The sequence below is a fragment of the Okeania sp. SIO1H4 genome (assembly GCF_010672695.1).
GTDB lineage: Bacteria > Cyanobacteriota > Cyanobacteriia > Cyanobacteriales > Microcoleaceae > Okeania > Okeania hirsuta.
On record NZ_JAAHGB010000005.1, the window covers coordinates 163,434 to 183,895 of the forward strand.

General features: G+C 36.1%; 20 protein-coding genes. 7 read left to right on the forward strand and 13 right to left on the reverse strand.

Annotated elements, in window-relative coordinates; translation table 11 throughout:
* Positions 1-360 precede the first annotated feature (360 nt).
* The 4 genes from F6K06_RS03495 to F6K06_RS03510 all read right to left on the reverse strand — a co-directional run bounded on the left by F6K06_RS03495 (position 361) and on the right by F6K06_RS03510 (position 2,437).
* On the reverse strand, positions 361-777 hold the full coding sequence (locus F6K06_RS03495) for a putative toxin-antitoxin system toxin component, PIN family (protein ID WP_124146580.1): 417 nt from the start codon (positions 775-777) through the stop codon (positions 361-363).
* Positions 774-1,007 (reverse strand): hypothetical protein, encoded by a 234-nt coding sequence (locus F6K06_RS03500; RefSeq protein ID WP_124146579.1) that lies wholly within the window; start codon positions 1,005-1,007, stop codon positions 774-776. The genes F6K06_RS03495 and F6K06_RS03500 overlap by 4 nt, the downstream gene beginning before the upstream one ends.
* A gap of 53 nt (positions 1,008-1,060) precedes the next feature.
* The gene (locus F6K06_RS03505; RefSeq protein ID WP_124146578.1) at positions 1,061-1,300 is read right to left on the reverse strand and encodes a hypothetical protein; all 240 of its coding nucleotides are present in this window, start codon (positions 1,298-1,300) and stop codon (positions 1,061-1,063) included.
* A 555-nt stretch (positions 1,301-1,855) separates the two neighbouring features.
* Positions 1,856-2,437: a hypothetical protein gene (locus tag F6K06_RS03510; protein ID WP_287242192.1), complete on the reverse strand. Its 582-nt coding sequence runs from the start codon at positions 2,435-2,437 to the stop codon at positions 1,856-1,858.
* A 222-nt stretch (positions 2,438-2,659) separates the two neighbouring features.
* On the opposite strand from F6K06_RS03510, the gene F6K06_RS03515 reads away from it, so the two are divergent.
* The 3 genes from F6K06_RS03515 to F6K06_RS03525 all read left to right on the forward strand — a co-directional run bounded on the left by F6K06_RS03515 (position 2,660) and on the right by F6K06_RS03525 (position 4,977).
* Positions 2,660-3,109 carry a DUF3598 family protein gene (locus F6K06_RS03515; protein WP_124147012.1) on the forward strand — a complete coding sequence of 150 codons (450 nt, stop codon included), beginning with the start codon at positions 2,660-2,662 and terminating at the stop codon, positions 3,107-3,109.
* A 157-nt stretch (positions 3,110-3,266) separates the two neighbouring features.
* Positions 3,267-4,241 (forward strand): NADPH:quinone oxidoreductase family protein, encoded by a 975-nt coding sequence (locus F6K06_RS03520; RefSeq protein WP_124147011.1) that lies wholly within the window; start codon positions 3,267-3,269, stop codon positions 4,239-4,241.
* A gap of 280 nt (positions 4,242-4,521) precedes the next feature.
* A complete protein-coding gene (locus F6K06_RS03525) occupies positions 4,522-4,977 on the forward strand; it encodes a DUF29 domain-containing protein (RefSeq protein ID WP_205127517.1) in 456 nt (151 codons plus the stop codon).
* A 93-nt stretch (positions 4,978-5,070) separates the two neighbouring features.
* On the opposite strand, the gene F6K06_RS03530 is transcribed toward F6K06_RS03525, so the two are convergent.
* Together F6K06_RS03530 and F6K06_RS03535 are read right to left on the reverse strand one after the other, a co-directional pair.
* Positions 5,071-5,196 carry a hypothetical protein gene (locus F6K06_RS03530; RefSeq protein ID WP_275670440.1) on the reverse strand — a complete coding sequence of 42 codons (126 nt, stop codon included), beginning with the start codon at positions 5,194-5,196 and terminating at the stop codon, positions 5,071-5,073.
* 112 nt (positions 5,197-5,308) lie between these two features.
* Complete coding sequence (locus F6K06_RS03535; RefSeq protein ID WP_124147010.1) at positions 5,309-6,091, reverse strand: SDR family NAD(P)-dependent oxidoreductase; 783 nt, start codon at positions 6,089-6,091, stop codon at positions 5,309-5,311.
* Positions 6,092-6,479: 388 nt separating this feature from the next.
* On the opposite strand from F6K06_RS03535, the gene F6K06_RS03540 reads away from it, so the two are divergent.
* On the forward strand, positions 6,480-7,376 hold the full coding sequence (locus F6K06_RS03540) for a DUF4437 domain-containing protein (protein WP_287239291.1): 897 nt from the start codon (positions 6,480-6,482) through the stop codon (positions 7,374-7,376).
* A gap of 28 nt (positions 7,377-7,404) precedes the next feature.
* Here F6K06_RS03540 and F6K06_RS03545 read toward each other — a convergent pair whose 3' ends face one another.
* From F6K06_RS03545 to F6K06_RS03570, 6 genes are all read right to left on the reverse strand, one after another.
* On the reverse strand, positions 7,405-8,217 hold the full coding sequence (locus F6K06_RS03545) for an alpha/beta fold hydrolase (protein WP_287239290.1): 813 nt from the start codon (positions 8,215-8,217) through the stop codon (positions 7,405-7,407).
* A 66-nt stretch (positions 8,218-8,283) separates the two neighbouring features.
* Positions 8,284-8,739 carry a DUF29 domain-containing protein gene (locus tag F6K06_RS03550; RefSeq protein ID WP_124147008.1) on the reverse strand — a complete coding sequence of 152 codons (456 nt, stop codon included), beginning with the start codon at positions 8,737-8,739 and terminating at the stop codon, positions 8,284-8,286.
* Between the two features lie 31 nt (positions 8,740-8,770).
* A complete protein-coding gene (locus F6K06_RS03555) occupies positions 8,771-9,586 on the reverse strand; it encodes an alpha/beta fold hydrolase (RefSeq protein WP_124147007.1) in 816 nt (271 codons plus the stop codon).
* Positions 9,587-9,940: 354 nt separating this feature from the next.
* Positions 9,941-10,147, reverse strand: a complete 207-nt coding sequence (locus tag F6K06_RS03560; RefSeq protein WP_124147006.1) for a hypothetical protein — start codon at positions 10,145-10,147, stop codon at positions 9,941-9,943.
* 106 nt (positions 10,148-10,253) lie between these two features.
* Positions 10,254-11,981, reverse strand: a complete 1,728-nt coding sequence (locus tag F6K06_RS03565) for an ABC transporter ATP-binding protein/permease (RefSeq protein WP_287239284.1) — start codon at positions 11,979-11,981, stop codon at positions 10,254-10,256.
* A 9-nt stretch (positions 11,982-11,990) separates the two neighbouring features.
* A complete protein-coding gene (locus F6K06_RS03570; protein ID WP_124147004.1) occupies positions 11,991-13,697 on the reverse strand; it encodes a hypothetical protein in 1,707 nt (568 codons plus the stop codon).
* A 427-nt stretch (positions 13,698-14,124) separates the two neighbouring features.
* Between F6K06_RS03570 and F6K06_RS03575 the strand changes: the two genes are divergently transcribed.
* Positions 14,125-14,277, forward strand: a complete 153-nt coding sequence (locus F6K06_RS03575; RefSeq protein WP_161564683.1) for a hypothetical protein — start codon at positions 14,125-14,127, stop codon at positions 14,275-14,277.
* Between the two features lie 728 nt (positions 14,278-15,005).
* Positions 15,006-16,754 carry a hypothetical protein gene (locus F6K06_RS03580; RefSeq protein ID WP_287239282.1) on the forward strand — a complete coding sequence of 583 codons (1,749 nt, stop codon included), beginning with the start codon at positions 15,006-15,008 and terminating at the stop codon, positions 16,752-16,754.
* 905 nt (positions 16,755-17,659) lie between these two features.
* On the opposite strand, the gene F6K06_RS03585 is transcribed toward F6K06_RS03580, so the two are convergent.
* Positions 17,660-18,844, reverse strand: coding sequence for an NAD(P)H-quinone oxidoreductase subunit H (locus tag F6K06_RS03585; protein WP_124147001.1), 1,185 nt, complete (start codon positions 18,842-18,844; stop codon positions 17,660-17,662).
* Between the two features lie 537 nt (positions 18,845-19,381).
* On the opposite strand from F6K06_RS03585, the gene rsmH reads away from it, so the two are divergent.
* Positions 19,382-20,233, forward strand: a complete 852-nt coding sequence (rsmH, locus tag F6K06_RS03590; RefSeq protein WP_124147000.1) for a 16S rRNA (cytosine(1402)-N(4))-methyltransferase RsmH — start codon at positions 19,382-19,384, stop codon at positions 20,231-20,233.
* The last annotated feature ends 229 nt before the right edge of the window (positions 20,234-20,462 follow it).

Here is a 20,462-nt window from a genome sequence, read left to right on the forward strand (position 1 = left end):
TGAGGAGTCAGGAGTCAACCCACCCCTAACCCCTCCCAGGAGGGGAAGGACCTAGTCAGGAGGAAAGAAAGGAGAAAAAGAACAAATATTCGAGAATAGTATTGATAATTTAAGTATTTGTTTGGTACTGTCGATACCCGGAGTCCTTAAATTTTATTATAACTGATTATCCGCAATTCGTAGCTCCCCTGGAGGGGGAACATGATATAAGATATTCCTTAGTTCCTGCATACTATTACTATTGAGGACTACCAACACTTATAATAACAGCTCATAGTTGCCCTTTAGCGCCTCAAATATATCTAGCAGCGCTGAAGTGCAACTACAAACAAAGACTTTATTGTCCGAATATAATATTACTCAAGAATTATTTATCTGTTCAAATAACTGTTGAACTGACAAAATAGGCAGACTTGCACCAGCAAAATCATCAGCATTACGAGTAATAATAGCATCAAGATTCTTAGCATAAGCACAAGCTAATTGCACTGCATCTTCAAAGTCTCTCAAATTAGAAGCAAAAGCAGTTTCTAAAATATTACGATTAACGTCACAAATTTCTAATGCTAATGTCATAGCAACTGCTTCTCTTGCTCTTTCAATACTTTTGGTTTGTTTTCTGACAATATAAAAAATATTAGTTAAGGTTGTTGCTGTCACAAAACCTTCAATTTGCTGATTTTTAATAACTTCAAATAAAGCATCAGCATCGCCGAAAAATGGCTCTCTCTGTAGGAGAAAATCAAGCGCAATATTAGTGTCTATTAAAACTTTCATTTTAAGTATTTCTCCACTAGGCGTTCCTCTAGCATCGCCTCAACCTCAGCATCAGTCGGAGGCGGGTCATCAGTTTTTGCTATACCTCGCAAACCTTCTATAGCAGCTTTGAGGTCGCGACGGGGGCGAAATTCCTCGTTCAAAGAATCTGTAATGTCCTTGAGTAAAGAGAGGCGATCGCTTACTGATAAATTCAGAGCTTTTTTTCTTAATTCCTGTAGTTCTGACATAATTTTTGTTCCTTCAAATTGCTTTTATCTAAATATTATAGTATGTATTTTTCTCAGGATTTTAAATATTTCTCCACTAAACGTTCTTCTAGCATAGCTTCAACTTCCTCATCATTTGGAGGTGGACTATCTGTTTTTCCTATGCCTCGGAACTTGTCTAAGAAATCAGGAGGTAACTCTGGCCGAGGGCGAAGTTCCTCATTCAAAGAATCTGTAATTGCCTTAAGTAATAACAGGCGATCGCTTACTGATAAATTCAGAGATTTTTTTCTTAATTCCTGTAGTTCTGACATGATTTTTATTCCTTCAAATTGCTTTGATATAAATATTATAATATGTATTTTTCTACGGTAATTTTTTCAAAAATCAATGGTCAAACCTTTATCTTTCAACACTTTTAGACTGAATTAGCAAGGCTAACTATTGTCCAACAGATGAATAAAACATCAATAAAGTCTGAAAATCAGCGATCGCTATCGCGGTACAGATGTGAGAATGCTACTTCAAAAATCAATGGTCAAACCTTTATCTTTCAACACTTTTAAATTGAATTAGCAAGGCTAACTATTGTCCAACAGATAAATCAAACATCAATAAAGTCTGAAAATCAGCGATCGCTATCGCGGTACAGATGTGAGAATGCTACTTCAAAAATCAATGGTCAAACCTTTATCTTTCAACACTTTTAAATTGAATTAGCAAGGCTAACTATTGTCCAACAGATAAATCAAACATCAATAAAGTCTGAAAATCAGCGATCGCTATCGCGGTACAGATGTGAGAATGCTACTTCAAAAATCAATGGTCAAACCTTTATCTTTCAATACTTTTAGATTGAATTAGCAAGGCTAACTATTGTCCAACAGTGGCACATAAATTTGCCTAAAAGTGAATTTTTCATCAAATACTTCTTCGTCTGGTTTAGTAGCAATATTCTTCTCTAAATACTTATCGATACTGCCATAAATTTCCAAATATCGTTGCCACCCATATCCATAAATTCCGGCTAATTTCTTAGCATTGTCTTTCACCTCTACCACTGCTTCTTTCATATAACGGTGGGTACTGCGAGAAATTCTTTCGGCAACAATTTTGGCTTTATTTTCAGCTAAACCAGATTCTTTAAAACGTTCAATCAAAATTTCATCAAACTTTTCCATCAAAGGTGAATCATAGAAACTAACCAAAATTTTCCCAGGTCCTTTGTCATTAAAATCTATTTCTTCATCCAATTTTTTAATCTGTTTTTGTACCGCTTCCGATGCCTCAGTTTCTGTCAGTTTTTCCGATATTTCAGAATGGTCTATTAAAAATCTTCGTAAACTTTCTAAATAAGCTACCTGAGCCACCAATTGTACTTCATCTTCTAAAGTTGGCTCCTGACGAGTTTTTTCAATAATAAAAGTAATAATTCCAGTTGCAATAGGCAAAAGGTGTGTTAGCAAAGCGTAACGCACCGTTGATCGTCTGTGGAACATTAAAAGCGGTAGTGCAACCCAACATCTACCTGTTTTTGTTGGGTTTATCCGGAGGATAAGCTCCGCTAACCTGGCATCAACCCAACCTACAAACTTACTTCCTTCTTCCTTCTTCCTTTTTCCTTCTTCCTTCTGCTATAACATAATTATCTTTGTCCCATCAGGAGTTAGATTATGTCCAAAATTAGAGAAGAAATGTCCGTATTAGTCCGTCATGAAGGAGATTGGAAAGGAACATATACAATAGTAGATAATCAGGGTAATATTATCGATCGCCATAGTTCTCATTTAACTTGTCAATTTCCAGATAATGGAGAATATCCCTATTTTCAAACTAATCGTTATGAGTGGGAAGATGGTAAAAAAGAAGAATATAAATTTCCTGGAATATATCGAGATAAAAAAATTTGGTTTGATACAGAAAGGTTGGATGGTTATGCTTGGGAAGTAGATGATTCAACAATTATTTTGTGGATTACATATAAAGGAATGCCAGATTTATATATCTATGAAATGATTAATATTAGTCCCGATAATAATCATCGCGCTAGAACTTGGCATTGGTTTAATAATCATCAAATAGTTAAACGAACAATAATTAAAGAAGAAAGAGTCTTAAATTAGGAGTCAGGAGTCAGGAGTCAGGAGTCAGGAGGGAAGATGGGGAGATGGGGGGGATGGGGAGATGGGGGGGATGGGGAGTGTGGTCAGAAATTAAAAAATATATATCTTCACACGTTCGCGAGCAGGACAACCAAATAGTTTAAATAATACACCAAAAATGAAAGCAGTTCGCATACATGAATATACAGGTATTACTGGTATTCGAGTAGAAGAAACAGAAATGTCGCCACCAAATATTGGTGAAATTAGAATGCGTGTAGGAGCAGCAGGAATTAATAACTCAGACCTGCAAATGACCTACGGAAAATATAAAAGACCAGGGAATAATGCACTACCTCAAATTTTGGGTCAAGAAGCAGCAGGTATAGTTGATGCAGTAGGGGAAAAAGTTGAAGGGTTTTTGCCAGGAATGCGGGTAGTAGGGCAGGTTAAAGGAGGTTTTGCCGAAATGGCGATCGCTCCAGCAACAGAATTATTACCTATTCCTGATGATATTTCCTTTGAAGTAGCTGCCAGTTTACCTATTAATTATTTGACCGCTATTTTAGCTCTTATTTATCGGGCAAAAGTTCAGGTTGGAGAGTGGGTATTAGTCCATCCTAGTAGTGGTGGTGTGGGGACGGCAGCAATACAACTAGCGAAATTATTGGGAGCAAAAGTTATCGCCACTGCTGGTAATAGAGCTAAAGTGGAATACTTATTGAAACTGGGTGCTGACTATTGCATTGACTATAGCAATCAAAATGTAGTTTCTGAAGTCAGAAAAATTACAAATAATATAGGGGTACAGGTGGCAGTGGATGGTGCTGGTAAAGTGACATTTGCTGACTGTTTAGAAGTTATAGCTAATAATGGTCGTATTGCTTGCTATGGTACGACTACTGGTTTAGATGCTGCTTTACCAATGGGAAAATTACTGGGGCGCAATATTGCAGTTTACGGTATTGCCCTTTGGTATAACAGTGATTATCAGGCAAGTTGGCAAACTCTCAAAAATTTAATTATACCAGCATTTGTGCAGGGAAAGTTGCAACCGACCATCGAGGAAGTAGTCAGTCTGGAGGGAGTGTCAGCAGCATTGACGAAAATGGAGGAGCGTCGTTTGATGGGAAAAATTATTGTAGTTCCTTGAGAGTTATAAAATTAAGGGTAGTTCTGCGGAGCGTAATGGTAAATAGGAAGAAGCAATGCCTAGTGCGGGCATCCTGCCCGCTAATAAGGGAGCAAGATGCTCCCACTACCGTTTCTGGTAACAAAAATAATTACAATGCATCACCAGCAAATTAAAAATCTAATATAGTGATCAAAAAACTTTCTCCTTCTTTTCTTCTTTCTTCCCTCCTGAATTCTGACTTCTCCGTCATTTATTTATAACTATTTAAACGGATATAATATAATTAGGAGTTTTACTGATGAATTCTATTGACGTGACTAGACAAACCAATATAAAGATTAGAATGACTAATCTATATGAAACAGATTTTGTTCAATGGACAGAAGAACAAGCAAAAGCTTTGAGTGAACATAATGAAAAAGCACTTGATTGGGAGAATTTAAGAGAGGAGATAGACAACTTGGGAAAAGAGCAAATTAATGCAGTTCATAGCTTTTTAAAACAAATTATAATTCACAGATTAAAGCTAGACTACACTAATGATATCCAATCGCGCGGACATTGGATTGATGAAATTGATGATTTCCAAGATGAAATTGAGAGAAGACTTACTAATACCCTATTAAATAAAATCAATATTCAACCTGAATATGAGCGAGCAAAGCGTAAAGTTTTAAAAGTATATGATGTTAGTTTACCCGATATTTGTCCTTATACTTTTGAAGATTTGATGAAAAGATTGCCAGAAAATTGATGATCGCGGTTTTCATCACGATCATCGATTATTCTGCTTTTATAGCACCCATTTGAGATCTATATAATTATGGTTCTCAAGTCTTTTCGCGCATCAATTTTGAGGAAAAATCATCAGCAAGGAGTGTTGAATTTTTTGTATTATTTTTCCCCACATCTTCCCTCTTACCTCCTGTCTTCTGTCTCCTGTCTCCTGTCTCCTAGCTAAAAAAACGCGCATATTTATGAAGATACGATCAGGGGTTCTATAGCAATACAAGAATTGGTCCGGACATTTTTCAATCCTAAAATCCTTTTACAGTTTGCTATTCCCTATTCCCTAGCGCGTAGCGCTATAGAGTTTGACTAAACCGATGAATATTCCAAAATAAAGATAATTCTAGTCCCCCATCAACATAGATATGTTGACCTGTGATAAATCGACTTTCTGGAGAACAAAGAAAGGCCACTAAAGGAGCTATATCTTCCGGTTGTCCCCATCTTCCCATGGGGGTGACTTGGGGAGGCATTTTATCAATATAAGGAACTTTATCAAGATAGCCATCCCAAGCTTGAGTTTTGATATAACCAGGGGTAATAATATTAACAGTAATTCCCCGTGGAGCAACAGCGATCGCGTAATGTTTGGCCAAAGTTTCCATTGCTGCTTTTGCGGGTGCGGCCATTCCATAAACTTTTCCTGGGTTATGAACACCTGTTGCAGAAATAACAATGACTCTACCTTGACCATCAACCATATAAGTTAGAGCTTTTTCTATACAACGAATAAAAGCTTTAGGATAAATTTCTTGAGCTGCTTCATACTGTTCAAAAGTAAAATTTCCTGGGAGTGTTGCGGTAATAGCATAACCAGCGACATGAACAAAAGCTGTGAGTTGACTATTAAAGTTTTCTTCAACTACCTGAAATAAAGCATTAACAGTTTCAGATTTTTTGATGTCTCCAGCTACAGTAATAACCTTAATATTCAATTTTTCTAACTCTTTTTTAACTGCAAGAGCAGCATCATGGTTAGAATGATATCCCAGGATCAGATTAAAACCATCTTCAGCTAATTTACGAGAAATAGCTAACCCTATTCCACGAGTTCCACCAGTAATTAAAGCAACTTTCATAATTCTTAAAATAGTTAAGTTTTAGGTTCAGAGATTAATATTTAGATTAGTCTATTTTATCTCCTATAAATAGGTAGACACAATTATTGATATAGCAGATTTCAAACTAATGCGGTACAACTCGGGGTAAATATTTTTTGCTTGTTTCACTACCCTAATTCCCATCTTCTCTACTCCCTACTCCCTAAAAGTATCAATATATGTACCTCATAACTTCGGAAACTGCTGTATATTTACTACTCAGATATATTTTTTATTCCCTATTCCTTATTTTCTACCTCCACCAAATATTAAATTAATTTTGCATAGTGGAACTTGCCATTTCAAAGAACTATAGATTACATTATAGTTTACTTAAAAAATACCAATTTCAACAGGGGACTAAAGTATGATGGGCGAAAACCAAGAAAATAGCAATAGTGAATTTGAAGTACCATCAATTAAAGAAGACTGGGGAGGAGATGGTAGAGGACGGATGAATTTATCTGGGAGAAGTACAGCAATTTCTCCTCAGTTTATCCCTCGTCAATACCAAATTTTCGACTCTAATACTGTACCAGAAATTTTAGATTGGCGCATCCAGGGAATGCCAGAAACTGTCCCTTTCGCAACAAGAAGATTATTATCTTGGCATAATTGTGGTGCATCTACATCTAGGGTAAGTTTACCCCCTCAATTTACAGCTCCCGCAGGAATATTTACAGCCGATCTAGAAATTTTTTTTGTTCTGAGTGGAGTTATTCAAATAGGAGAATGGCAATTAGATAAACATAGTTACTCTTTTATTCCTGCTGGAGTTAGAGTTGATAATTGGAAGGTTTTAGGAGATGAACCTCTAGAAATTCTTTGGATGGAAAATGGAGTAGTTCCCTTTAAATATGAAGCCTCAGAAATAGATCATCCTGATGCTAGAATGAGTGAGTTTATTCCAGCATTGGATAGTAAATTTTTACCTTGGGGAAAAACAGAAACTAGCCAATTTGAAGTGGCTAAAAAGAAGTATTTAAGGAAAGATAATAATGGGGGAGGTGTGTGGTTAATCGCTATTCTCCCTCATTATTATGGACATTATCCAGCAATTCAAAGTTATAACGAAGAAGGATATACTTTAGTCGGGTATATGAATCTAGGTAATTATCAATTGATTAAGAATTGGTTTCACTATTGTCCGAGTTTTTCAACTGTTCCTAGAAATATTACTGATGATGGTTTTTTAGCATTTGTTCGAGTCGATCGGGATATTTCAAAACCTGGGAGGGTTTTATCTTATGTATATCGCTTATAACTGAACAAAAAATACAATTATTAATTCTCTAATTATCTAAAAATTCCACCACTATTTTAGCAATTTCTTCAGACATTTGATTCATCATGTAAATTGTACCACCTTCAATATCAACTTTCTTAGCATTAGGAATTGTTTGAGTAATTAGTTTTCTATTTTCTGATTTTGCCAGTCCTAATTTTTCTAGTTGTTTAATGTCTTCAGTTCCAGACAAGATTAGGGTTTGAGAATTAATTAATCCAAATCTTTCTAAGCTTTTCTCTGCATAATTCATTATTGAAAAAGGACCATAGGGAGGATAACCATGGCATCTAAACTCATCTAATAAACAACGATGATTTAATTCTATTGAACCTACATAGCTTAAACGAACAGGCCATCTGTTTGTTAGGTGAGAACCATCTTCTCTTATTTCAAAAGCATTAGAAAACCTACTATAAAGTATTTTTCTCTCCTCTTCCTCAAAATAATCAATACAGGATAACACCAGTTTGTTAACTCTTTCTGGGTATGCTGCTGCTACTTCTGCTGCTACGAAAGCACCTGTATGATGCCCAAGAACATTTGCTTTTTTGATTCCTAATTGATCTAGAACTAAAGTAACTGTTTTGGCGTAGTCTTCTATATAATACATTCTGGGAGGTTTATCCGATTCACCAAAACCTAAAAAATCCATAGCAATAACTAACTTTTCTTCTTTAATAAATCTTGGCATTAATTCTCGATATTCATCGCTACTTTTTATATTTTGATGTAGCAAAATTAGTGGTTCACCTTCTCCTCCAATTCGATAATGTATTTGCCCGTCTTCTGTATCTAAAAATGCTCTCTTTATTTTCATAATTTTAATTTCTCCTCATCTACATTTTTGTCTAAAAAAATTAACAGTAACTTATGATTATTCTTGTCAATTTTCTGGTAATCTTTGCATTAAATCTGCAAAAGTATAAGGACATTGATCGGGAAGGTCTAACTTATATTCACTTAAAACTAATCTTTTAGCTCTTTCGTACTCTTTATCTATATCTACTTTGTTTAACAGAGTTTTAGTTAGTCTTCTCTCAATTTCATCTTGAAAGTTGTTAATTTCAGTTTGCCAGTGGTTTCGAGGATAAATATTAGAGGAATAGTCTAGTTTAAGTTTGTGTTCAATTAACCTTTTGATAAAACTACTGACAGCATGAATTTGTTCTTTTCCCAAGTCTTCTATTTCCTCTTTTAAATTGTTCCAATCAAGAGCTTTTAGATCGTGATCGTTTAATGCTTGAGCTTGTTTAATAGTCCACTCCACAAAGTCAGTTTCATAGAGATTAGTCATTTTTGTTATTTCATGGGTTTCTGTAGTCTCGTCAATAGAACTCATAAGTTAAACTCCTAATAGGTTACTTTTTCCTTTAACAGTTATCTAAAAAATCAATAACAACTCTAGATATTTCTTCAGCCATTTGATTAATCATACAAATGGTTCCCCCTTCAACTTCAAAAGCTTGACTATGGGGAATTGCTTCAGATAACCAACCTTGATTTTCTGCTTTTGCTAAACCATATTTTTCAATAGGTTCTAATGCTTTAGCTCCTGTACAAACTAAGGTCGGACATTGAATAAGTTTAAACCTTTCTTGGGCAGAAACACAATATTTACTAACTGCTAAACCAGTATAAATAGGTCTACCAAAAGTTTTTAAATCATCAATAAGACAACGGTGATTTAATTCTGCTTCCAGATAGTTACTCCGCGTTAACCATCTTTCCATGAGGTGAGAACCATCTTCTTTTATGGTAAATCCTTGCCTATACCTTTCGCCAATTTTTTCTGCTTCTTCTGCATCAAAACCATGAACATTACAAAGAATTAATTTATTCAGGCGATCGCTATAAGATACGGCAACTTCTCCAGCAATATAACCCCCTGTTAAACTGCCCAAAATGCTACATTTTTGAATCCCTAATTCATCTAACAATAAAATAACAGTTTTAGCATAGTCTGCAATAGAATATTCTCTAGGAGGTTTATCCGAATTTCCTAACCCCATTAAGTCCATAGCAATAACACGATATTTAGGGGCTAAAATTGCCATTAACTCTTTAAATTCATCGCTACTTCGAGGAGTCATGTGAAGTAAAACCAGAGGTTCTCCTTCTCCTCCTATTCGGTAAAAAATTTGTCCGTCTTCTGTGTCTAAAAAGGCTTTTTTAATTGTTTTTTTCATATCTTTTTTCCCTTAAATTATGTTTGATTGCGTAAGTTCTAATTATATAGCGTTTCTCAAGTTACTGAGGTCGAATTGTTTTTCGACACCCTATTCCCTACTCCCTATTTTTAGGAAAATGCTGTAAATATTAATATACACCTCCAAAAATCAAAAATAAAATCAATTATTATCCATAAATTATCAATTATATCAAATCCGCTTAATTAGGTATAAAAAAATCTGGTAGTCCTGCATAGTAATGGTGAAGATATATATTTTTGGGGCGTTGGTAATTTGAGGTATGATATTATCTTCGGATAAGAGCGCTATAAAACTCCGCGACCTTTACGCTTCCCGAAAAACTTTCTCCTTCTATTCCTCTTTCTTCTTATTTCTTACCTCCTGACTCCTGACTCCTGTTCCCCTCCTGGGAGGGGGAGGGGCGAGGGGTGGGTTGACTCCTAAGTAATTAAGATTAATATCATACACGCGCTTTACCAACGCCATTTTTGGTAGTCCTGCTCGCGTAATGGTAGGTGGAGATAAGGAAAACTTAGAATGGGAGGAAGATGCTCCCACTGCCTATACCATTACAATGTACCACTACCACATTTTTTAATTTTTTCCCATACTTCCCATCTCCCCACACTCCCTACTCCCTACTCCCTATTCCCTATTCCCTATTTTAATGAATTGGCATAAACTTATAATCTTGTGCAGAAGTCACTCGCCAAGTTTCATCACCCATAACTTCCAAAACTTGGTGGTGATATTGTAACAAAGTTGGTCGGTGTCCGACACTAACATAAGTAGTCGATAAACTTTGCAAATGTTGGTAAAGACTTTGTTCATTTTGCACATCCAGAGCGCTCGTTGCTTCGTCTAAAATTGCATAACGGGGTTGAGTCAACAACAAACGAGCAAAAGCAACCCGCTGTTGTTCTCCCATTGACAACATATTCTCCCAATCTTCAACGGTATCTAAACCACCGAATATTTCTGCTAATTTTGGCAAATTAACTTGGTTAAGCACTCGATAAATTATTTCATCAGAGATATTTAAGTCAGTGCGTGGATATAGCAGTTGATCTCGTAGGGAACCTAAAATCATATAAGGATGTTGTGGTAAAAAAAGAATCTCTTCTAGTTTCGGTCGGTAAATTGTCCCAGTGCCAGAATTCCACAAACCAGCGATCGCTCGCAAAATAGAACTCTTTCCACTACCACTCACCCCCACAATTAAAAGTCCTTCTCCCGGTTTTAATTCTATAGATACATTTTTAACTAAAGTTCTTTGATAGTTTGGAGTTTGCAAAGTAAGATGCTGTAAACTTAAACGGGAATCTTCAACAGTATCAATTGTTGTACTACCCTCGACTGGTGATGCTTTTGGTTCTTCTAGAACTTTAACAAAACTCTCTAAACGTTCAATTCCTGCGATAAAACTGGTGAGAAATTCAAACATCCTAACTATGATATTCAAAGACCTAAAGACCCTTCCAAAAGCTCCATTAGCTTCTTGTATTGCTCCCACTTCCAACCCTGGTTCCCCTGCCAAAATTCTCGGACCAATAATTAAAGCGGGTAACATCCAGGTAATATAATTATATATGTTTTGAAAAATATCTAAGTTTCTCTCCCAAGTAATTACTTTATTATAAATACTTAAAACCGGAGCAAATACCTGCTTAATGTAGCTAAATTCTCTATCGCCTCCATTATAAAAAGCAATTGATTCAGCATTCTCTCGAATTCTCACTAAACCAAATCGAAAATTTGCCTCTCGTTTCAGTTGTTCTTTTTTAATTGGAATCAAAATTTTACCAAAACCTATAGTTGTAATTAGCATACCTCCTACAGAATATATGACTAAAATCAGAACCAATAATTTTGATTTTTCCCAAAGTAGAATTCCAAATGCAAACAAGTTAAAAATTGCTAAGGCAAACTGCCTAAATAGAGTTACAGAACGATGACAAAATGATGCAATATCTTCTGCAATTCGCTGATCGGGGTTATCAATTTCTCGATAGAGGGTATTGATTTTATAGAAGCAATCATTTTGGAAATACTTATCTAAATAAAATTTAGTTAACCACTCTCGGGAATACAAACGAATTTTATCTTCTAAATACTGCCAAGTAGCAACAGTAATAGCTAACACAATAGAAGCACCAATATAGAAAAATGCAGATTTCCAGAATCTTTCAGAGTCCCCATCAACTAAAGCAGAGATTAATTCTCCTTGTTGTTTGAGTTGATTAAGTCCTATAGTTGAATCTAAACTGAGAAGACAAAGCAGCAATATAAATAAACCAATTGCTCGCCATTTCTCTGGAGATTCCCACCAATATAGTTTACCAATTGCCCAAAACCTCTGGAAAATGCTGAAATTAAGTTTTATATTTTTCATTCTGTGTATTTAATATGATTCATCTGTGTTAGCTGTACAGTCTTTGACTGTTGTTAAAGGAACACCTTTACGAGTGACAGAATAAACAGGATCGCAACTGGGAAAATTTTCTTCATACTTGAAACGATAAAAATATAAATAATAATCAGGTTGTTCTAATTTCATTTTTTTTAACTCGTTTTGATCGATGACAGTAAAATCAGATGTCGCAAATGGTTTTGCGGAGTATAAACTCCACAATCTTGGAACAGCTATGATCGCTCCCTTTTTACCATTCTGATTAATCCATTCTATACCATTTCTCATGCTTAATGCCCAATAATCAGTTTCATATTGCCGATGGGCAGCTTGTAATCCTCCAAAAACTCGATTAAAATAAATATACTCATAAGGATGTATTGTTACCATATCAAACAGAATAATCAGAACTCCTAGTAAAGTGACCCCTACTAACCAACGCTTAAACCTGGGTTGAGAAATCTGTTGGTAGCTCCAAATGAAGCCAATCGTTGTGACGATCGCCATTCCCGGAATTACAAACAAAAAGTGTCTTAACCCATCATAAATAGTAGAACTTTTGATAATGGCAATCATCGGCAACAGAAAGATTTGCAAAATCACCAGAAGAATATAGGCTTTTTGGCGATCGCTAAATTGATGATATTTTCTAGTTAGACCGATTAAACCTAACAAAAAGTAAAATAGAAATATTGAAGGAGTCGTAATCAGAAACCAGGTAGGAAGATAATCCCAGGGTAGTTCCGAACCTTTAATAAATTCTCCTTTAAATAAAACCGATCCAGGCCATTCATGTTGGGAAAAATAGCTGATGGCATCCCAAAACCAACGAAAAGGGTTTGACCAAGAAGAGGGGGTAACACAGAAAAGAGCGATCGCCCAACTGACCGTCATTAAAACATAATTAACTAGGTAAAATTTGAGAAATTTTCCTATATTGTTTCGGGGAATTAATATTAAAGATACCAACCCTACAAATCCCAACATCATAAACCCACCAGTCCGAATACCACTGAGCAACCCTACTAAAATACCATAGCCGATCGCTCTAATGCTAGTGCGCTGAATTCCCAAAAAAAATGGTGAATTTGAGTTTTGTTTGATTTCTTCAACAATATATGCTCCTAGATAAATACAAAGGCTAAATAAAGCAGCAAAAGGAATATCTCTAGGATTAAAAAAACTATGCCCCCAAAATCGCGGAAAAAGAGCGAGCATTAGAGGAGCTAACCAAGCCCATTTTTTTCCATAAAGGAGTGTAATGCCTCCAGCGACAGATAGGTAGCTAATTAGAGAAACACAAAAGGTAAAAACGTGCTTAGTTAAAAAGCGATCGAGAACCAGAATTTCTGAATCAACTGCTGATAGGTATGGTTCTAAGGGAGGACGAGAAAATAAATGAGTTTCGAGCCAATGCTTAACTTGAAAAATGATTTCAGCCACCTTATCAAAAACAATTCCATAAAATTTCAAATCTGATGGTATTGTTTTTCCTTCCTGAATGAATTCCCAATTCCATTGAACAATTTTAAGATATAGATGCTCGTCAACCGATATCCCATGATGATTTACAGTCGAAAGACCAATCAGAGTAATCAGGGCTAATATCGCCCCTAGTTTGATATAACTTTTGTTAAATAGTTTACCTAATTGCTCAAAAACTTTGGGAAGCATGGAAAAAAGTTTGATGTTTTTCATTCTGTCTATTTATAAGGTAAGGCATTGAATTAAGTTTAAACCTTTCTTGAGCAGAAATACAATATTTATATCATGTCCGGTTGAATAGTTATAAATAACTTTGGAGAAGTCAGGAGTCAGGAGGAAAGAAGAAGGGAGAGGAGAAGAAAGTTTTTGATCGCGTTTGCGTAGCATTGTGTAGAAAAGAGGAACGGAGTTTGATCGCGCTATTCAACGGACATGAGGCGTTTCTGAATGGTAATGATTTTTAAATTAAGTATCAACGCAAAACATAAGTTTTTCAATTTTACCTTCAGCTACTTACCATTACATTTCAGCAACGCTCAACAAAGGGAAATCTTTTAACATTCCGCATTTTCTTTACCTTCTTGTTGTTCTAATAAACTCATTTTACTTAGCAATTGAGATTGCTACAGCTAATTATAAATTGCCAGAAAACCAAAGATTCAACTTATTTGCTGGCGATACTCTTTATAATTGCGATACCTTAAACAAAGGTCAGCAAGCAATTCAAGTACCAGAATTATTAGACATCTCCAGAAAAGAGGCAACAGGCAACAACTCATCTGGCAACAGGTAACCCACCCCGAACCCCTCCTAGGAGGGGAATAATTGATGATTTATGGATAAGAATTGATTTTATTTTTGATTTTTACCAGATGTCTATTAGAAGATGATGCGATTTGGGCAGATACTTGGTTGCGATAACAAAAACTAAGATAACACAGAATACATTCTATAATTAAACTATTGTTATTGTCTATAAACACCCTGATGAGTAATATCATGTCCCGTTGAACAGTTATAAATAAACGATCAATGAGTTAGGTAGGGTAGGTGTCGGATTGTCAAAGTATAGGAGTCAGGAGGGAAGAAAGAAGAAGAAAGAGAAGAAAGAAGACGAGAAGGAGAAAGTTTTTTTATAACTAATTATCCAGACATGATATAATATAAAATCAAAAATAATTATATGATATGGCGATAATTAAAATTTTCACATTCAAAAAGTTACATGAAAAAGATACAGCAGATTCCAAGTATATAAAGTACGGCGTTGGTAAATCAAGAAATGAAACTTTCAGACTAATCCCCTTCTGACTCACTCTAAATTTTTAACCAGAGCAAGTAATGAGTATCACCCCTGCTAGAAAATCATCTTACTAATTACCAACGCCTAAAGTACAGATATTAACAATTAAATGTTCTCAGTGCGGGTATTTTGCCCGCTATAGCATCTTGCCCGCTATGGGTGTACCTCACGCCTGGTGGAATCTTCTGTATCAAATAGATTAAGAGGTCACTACTAAATTGGCAATCGTAATTAACACCAGAAAAAGTCTAAAAACAAATAACTTCAACTATTTCCTACTAAGCATCTCAATTTTAATAGGTACTATTCTCCGCTACAATTTTTCAGCAGACAAACCCGCTGACTCTATAGAAATATCCACTTTAGGTTACAGTCTCGGTCATAACTTTCTTGACATTCCCCTAGATAAAGTCATCACTTGGCAACAACTCCTCTCACCTTTACGCTTAGACACAACAACTCCCTACAGCGACGTCATTCACAACCTAATGACCGAAAGCACTCATCCCCCTCTATATTTTCTGCTGACTCATTTTTGGCTAAAAATATTTACCTCAGACGGAGAAATAGTATCATTAGCAGTAGGGCGATCGCTCAGTGCTTTGTTTGGTGTATTAGCTATTCCGGCAATATTTGCCCTTGGTTGCTTTGCCTTTCGCTCTCAGATAGTGGGGCAAATAGCTGCTGCACTGATGGCGGTGTCTCCTTTCGGCATCTACATTGCCCAAGAAGCACGTCATTACACCCTAACTATCCTCTGGATAATCATTTCTCTAGCTTGTCTCATCGAAGCAATACGCTGTATTCAGCAGCAAAAAATATTACCTTTATGGTTAGGATGTTTGTGGGTAATAATTAATAGTTTAGGCATCGCCACCCACTACTTTTTTGCATTAACCCTAGCTGCGGAAGGCTTAGTTATGGGTGGGTTTTTGCTAAGGGATATCAAACAATTTTATCAACGTTATTGGTGGCGCATATATGCGGTTGGGTTGGGAAGTTTGCTCGGTTGTTTAGTCTGGTTGCCAGCAGTGACAGGTATTTCGGGCAATGACTTGACGAGTTGGATCGATACCAGTTATGACCTAGATGAAATCTGGCAACCTATCCTGCGTTTATTTGTATGGGGAATAACAATGATATTTATGTTGCCAGTGGAGGGAACAAATACTTTTATTAGCATTGTTTCTGGCGTGACAATGTTGTTAGTATTAGTCTGGGTTTTTCCTAGTTTATGGCAAGGGTGGAAAGTAGAGATTGCCTCTCCATTAGCAGGTCTTTCTCTTCAGATATTAGGATGGTTTTTAGGCTTTGCCATCTTCCTATTTTTATTTGTAATTTATGGTTTAGGAAAAGATATATCTTTGGTCGCTCGTTATAGCTTTGTTTATTTTCCTGTAGTTTTATTGTTGTTGGGGTCAATTATGGCGAGTTGTTGGCAAAATAATATTGCAGAGAAAAAACAAAGAAGCAAACTGTTTAAAATTATTCCGACTTTTTTCAGAGCAACAGGAAAAAAAGTAGTTGTCATAATATTAATAATGGGATTATGTGGAGCATTAAGCGTAGTTACAAATTATGCCTATCAAAAATCACGACAAGCCGATTTATTAGCCCAAGTCATTCAAACAAAATCTCAAGCCCCAATCTTGATTGCCATGAGTTATAAAACTCACTCAGAAATTCGTGCTTTAATGGCTATTGGTTTATCTTTTCAACATCTCGAAAAAAAGACTAATTTACCAACACCAACCTTAGAATTTATTCTGGCAAAAAAAACAGAAAAATCACCATTATTACCAGATTCAACAATTGCTCAAATCTTGAAAGAAAAAACCATACCTCTAGATTTATGGGCAGTGAATTTAGAAGTAAATGAAAATGATTTAGAGAAATTCAACTGTTGGGAGAATCCCGATATTTTACCCAAAGTTAATTATAGTTATGAACTATATAATTGTCGGTAAAATTTAGTACGATCAAAATGAAATTCTTTCTATAGCAATGTGCGCTGGCATATTTACAAATTGCAGGAGGTGTCCAATAACTAAAAGTCTTATATTATCGGCAATTTATTCCCCCTATTGCCTGTTGCCTCTCTTGGTGCGCATTCCCTTGCGACTGGCGTCGTCGCGGGGTCGCACCGCTGTTGCCTGTTGTCTGTGGGCAGCACTATATAGCAATGTGCGCTGGGATATTTACAAATTACAAGAGGTGTCCAATAGCTAAAAGCCTTATATTATCGGTTTTTTATTCCCCCTGTTGCCTGTTGCCTGTTCCCTGTTCCCTGCGCACAGCGCTATAACTTGACAAAAAAAATTATGTCTCATTCGACAACGTACTCAGACTCTTCCCACCCTGTAAAGTCCGCATTAGGGATGATGCCGAAACCACTCCTAACTTCAAAGAGTCACTAATAAGACTTACACAAAATAGAATCATAAAATAGCTTCAAATATATACAAGCAGAGAGTTTTGCCTCAAAAAGGTATAAATCCTTGGCGTTGCTGATTTGAGGTATGAAATTCAAATTTTTTGGGTAAATTTTCAGCAAAAAAAATAGTGCAAATTATACCCATTTCTTCCTATTTAATCACCGAAAAACTCCTTTCTACCTACTCTGCTGACTCCTGTACGGACGTTAACAATAGTTGTGCGCCAGCAAACGGCCGTTATAGTAGAGTAAAACTCTGTTTTTAGTCAAATCGACATTCCTAAGTAAAGTCTTTTAACCAGGGAAATTATTCGTAGCATTCTTTTTTATATTTCATATAAGTACCACTAAAACCTAAAACCTAAAACCTATCACCTAAAACCTAAAAAAAAGGGAATAAAGAAAAAATTCCCTACTCCCTTATTTTAAATAAATTAACTATCGATCTACAGACCCCATAATAATGTCAATACTACCCAAAATAGCAACAATATCTGCCACTTTTGCACCTTGCAAAATATGAGGAAAAACCTGCAAATTCACAAAATCAGCAGCCCGAATTTTAAAACGCCAAGGGAAAGGACTATTATCACCAATAATATAAATCCCAATCTCTCCCTTACCACTTTCAATCCGAACATAATGCTCACCTTCAGGAATCTTAAAAGTAGGAGGTATTTTCTTACCTAAAAATTGATAATCAAAACCATTCCACTCAGACTTCGGCCCTCCAGCCATCCGTTTTGCTTCCAGATTTTCATAAGGTCCCCCAGGAAGTCCCTTTATTGCTTGACGAATAATCTTGACCGACTCCCGCATTTCCCGAATACGCACAAAATATCGGGCCAAACAATCTCCATCAGTTTCCCAATGAACATCCCAGTCGAAATCGTCGTAACATTCATAGTGGTCAACCTTCCGTAAGTCCCATTTAACACCTGAAGCACGCAACATTGGACCAGAAAGCCCCCAGTTAATCGCCTCTTCCCTACTAATTACACCTAATCCCGTAATCCTGCGACGGAAAATAGGATTATTTGTAATTAAGCGTTCATACTCATCAACCTTTGGCATAAAGTAATCGCAAAAGTCTTCACACTTATCTACCCAACCATAAGGTAAGTCAGCAGCGACCCCACCAATACGGAAGTAGTTATTATTCACCATCCGATAACCTGTAGCAGCTTCCCACAAGTCATAAATCATTTCCCGTTCCCGGAAAATATAGAAGAAAGGAGTTTGGGCACCAACATCAGCCAAGAATGGGCCAAGCCACAAGAGGTGATTAGCAATCCGGTTTAGTTCCAGCATAATTACCCGGATATAGCTAGCTCGTTTGGGGACTTCAATATCGGCCAATTGTTCCGGAGCATTCACCGTTACGGCCTCGTTAAACATTCCCGCAGCATAATCCCAACGACTAACATAAGGGACAAACATTGTATTAGTGCGGTTTTCGGCAATCTTTTCCATGCCCCTGTGTAAGTAGCCAATCACAGGTTCACAGTCAACTACATCTTCTCCGTCTAAGGTGACAATTAACCGCAATACCCCGTGCATTGAGGGATGATGGGGTCCCATGTTAATGACCATGGGTTCGGTTCTGGTTTCAATTTTGCTCATGTTGACTATTCTCCAATAGTGACCTGTTTTTATTTCAGCCCAATTATATTGTTAGACTGTAAATGGGTTTAGGCTAAATGTTATTATTATTGCTTGTATTTATATTCTGTTACTACTCTTAAATTATCAAAATAATTGGGTCACGCAACCCCGCCTTTTAAGGCGAAATATTTTTGGAGCGCGTCTTAACATCCCTCTTACAAAAATAACTTCTATAGGTCACCAATCCGACGCTCTCGCCTATCTAACTTCTGACTTCTGAGTTCGTTAAAGGGATAGCTAGTTAGTTTAAGCAGATATAATTTCTGTTCAGAGACTACATATATTAATTCAAAACTATAGTGCCACACTATATATAGTGTTTTAACTAACGGAACATACTTGTTGGAAATTAAGCTAAAAAGCGACTAAAACCTTTATGAGTTAAAATGGATATGCTTCAATCACTTAAAGCATTATATTCTAAGCTTTTGAGCAGTATCAGTTATTATTTCCCAACAAGTCTAATGTAAATTTTTCCAATAGACTTCTAACTTGATGAACCATATACCTGTTCTCAGTGCCGAGTTAATTCAAGGTTTGGCAATATCTCCAAGAGGTCTTTACTTAGATGCAACAGTAGGATTTGGTGGCCATACTCAGTCAATTTTAGCTACAGCCCCAAATGTTAAAGTAGTAGCTATTGACCAAGATGAGCAAGCGATCGCCTATTGTCAAACTTTACTGGCCTTTGAAAACTCCAATATTCAATTTTGGCACGGAAATTTTGCTGATTATGAGCCAAAAAATCTTGAATTTGATGGTATAATAGCGGATTTGGGTGTAAGTTCGGTGCAATTGGATACCCCAGAACGAGGGTTCAGTTTCCGGCATGAAGCTAAGTTAGATATGCGGATGAACCGACAGCAATCTCTGACCGCAGCCGAAATAGTTAATTCTTGGGAAGAAACCAAATTAGCAAATATTTTTTATACCTACGGGGAAGAGCGTTTGTCACGACGTATTGCCAGAAGAATAGTAGAACATCGTCCTTTTGAAACAACAACCGAGTTGGCAGAAGCGATCGCCCATTGTGTACCTCGCAAATACCGTTATGGTAGGATACACCCCGCCACTCGTGTTTTTCAAGCTTTAAGAATACAAGTAAATCAAGAACTTACTGCCCTAGAAACTTTTCTAGAGAATGCCCCTAATTGGCTCAAACCAGGAGGTAGAATTGGAATTATTAGTTTTCATAGTTTAGAAGATCGTTTAGTTAAACATAGTTTAAGAAGTTCATCTGTTTTGCAAGTATTGACAAAAAAGCCCATCCAAGCCCAAGATCGTGAAACAACATTAAATCCACGGGCACGTTCTGCTAAACTTAGATTGGCAGAAAAAATTGGTTAATCTTAAGTATAAAAATCCATAAATAATTAACAAAAAAAACTGAATTATAATTAAATTTATTGTTGAATATTATTTAGTAAATGAGACATTTATTGGAAGAATCTATATCTAGAACTTAAGTATAAAATATACTCAAAATGAGTTTTTCTTGGAAGTTTATGGCTAGATAAAAAATGAAACCCAAATTCATAAAATTTAACTCAAGGCTATTTATTCTAAAAAATATACA

Coding starts and splice junctions, on each gene's coding strand:
- F6K06_RS03495 (WP_124146580.1), bottom strand. CDS start 777: ATGAAAGTTTTAATAGACACTAATATTGCGCTTGATTTTCTCCTACAG.
- F6K06_RS03500 (WP_124146579.1), bottom strand. CDS start 1,007: ATGTCAGAACTACAGGAATTAAGAAAAAAAGCTCTGAATTTATCAGTA.
- F6K06_RS03505 (WP_124146578.1), bottom strand. CDS start 1,300: ATGTCAGAACTACAGGAATTAAGAAAAAAATCTCTGAATTTATCAGTA.
- F6K06_RS03515 (WP_124147012.1), top strand. CDS start 2,660: ATGTCCAAAATTAGAGAAGAAATGTCCGTATTAGTCCGTCATGAAGGA.
- F6K06_RS03520 (WP_124147011.1), top strand. CDS start 3,267: ATGAAAGCAGTTCGCATACATGAATATACAGGTATTACTGGTATTCGA.
- F6K06_RS03525 (WP_205127517.1), top strand. CDS start 4,522: ATGAATTCTATTGACGTGACTAGACAAACCAATATAAAGATTAGAATG.
- F6K06_RS03530 (WP_275670440.1), bottom strand. CDS start 5,196: ATGCGCGTTTTTTTAGCTAGGAGACAGGAGACAGGAGACAGAAGACAG.
- F6K06_RS03535 (WP_124147010.1), bottom strand. CDS start 6,091: ATGAAAGTTGCTTTAATTACTGGTGGAACTCGTGGAATAGGGTTAGCT.
- F6K06_RS03540 (WP_287239291.1), top strand. CDS start 6,480: ATGATGGGCGAAAACCAAGAAAATAGCAATAGTGAATTTGAAGTACCA.
- F6K06_RS03545 (WP_287239290.1), bottom strand. CDS start 8,217: ATGAAAATAAAGAGAGCATTTTTAGATACAGAAGACGGGCAAATACAT.
- F6K06_RS03550 (WP_124147008.1), bottom strand. CDS start 8,739: ATGAGTTCTATTGACGAGACTACAGAAACCCATGAAATAACAAAAATG.
- F6K06_RS03555 (WP_124147007.1), bottom strand. CDS start 9,586: ATGAAAAAAACAATTAAAAAAGCCTTTTTAGACACAGAAGACGGACAA.
- F6K06_RS03565 (WP_287239284.1), bottom strand. CDS start 11,981: ATGAAAAATATAAAACTTAATTTCAGCATTTTCCAGAGGTTTTGGGCA.
- F6K06_RS03570 (WP_124147004.1), bottom strand. CDS start 13,697: ATGAAAAACATCAAACTTTTTTCCATGCTTCCCAAAGTTTTTGAGCAA.
- F6K06_RS03585 (WP_124147001.1), bottom strand. CDS start 18,844: ATGAGCAAAATTGAAACCAGAACCGAACCCATGGTCATTAACATGGGA.
- rsmH (WP_124147000.1), top strand. CDS start 19,382: ATGAACCATATACCTGTTCTCAGTGCCGAGTTAATTCAAGGTTTGGCA.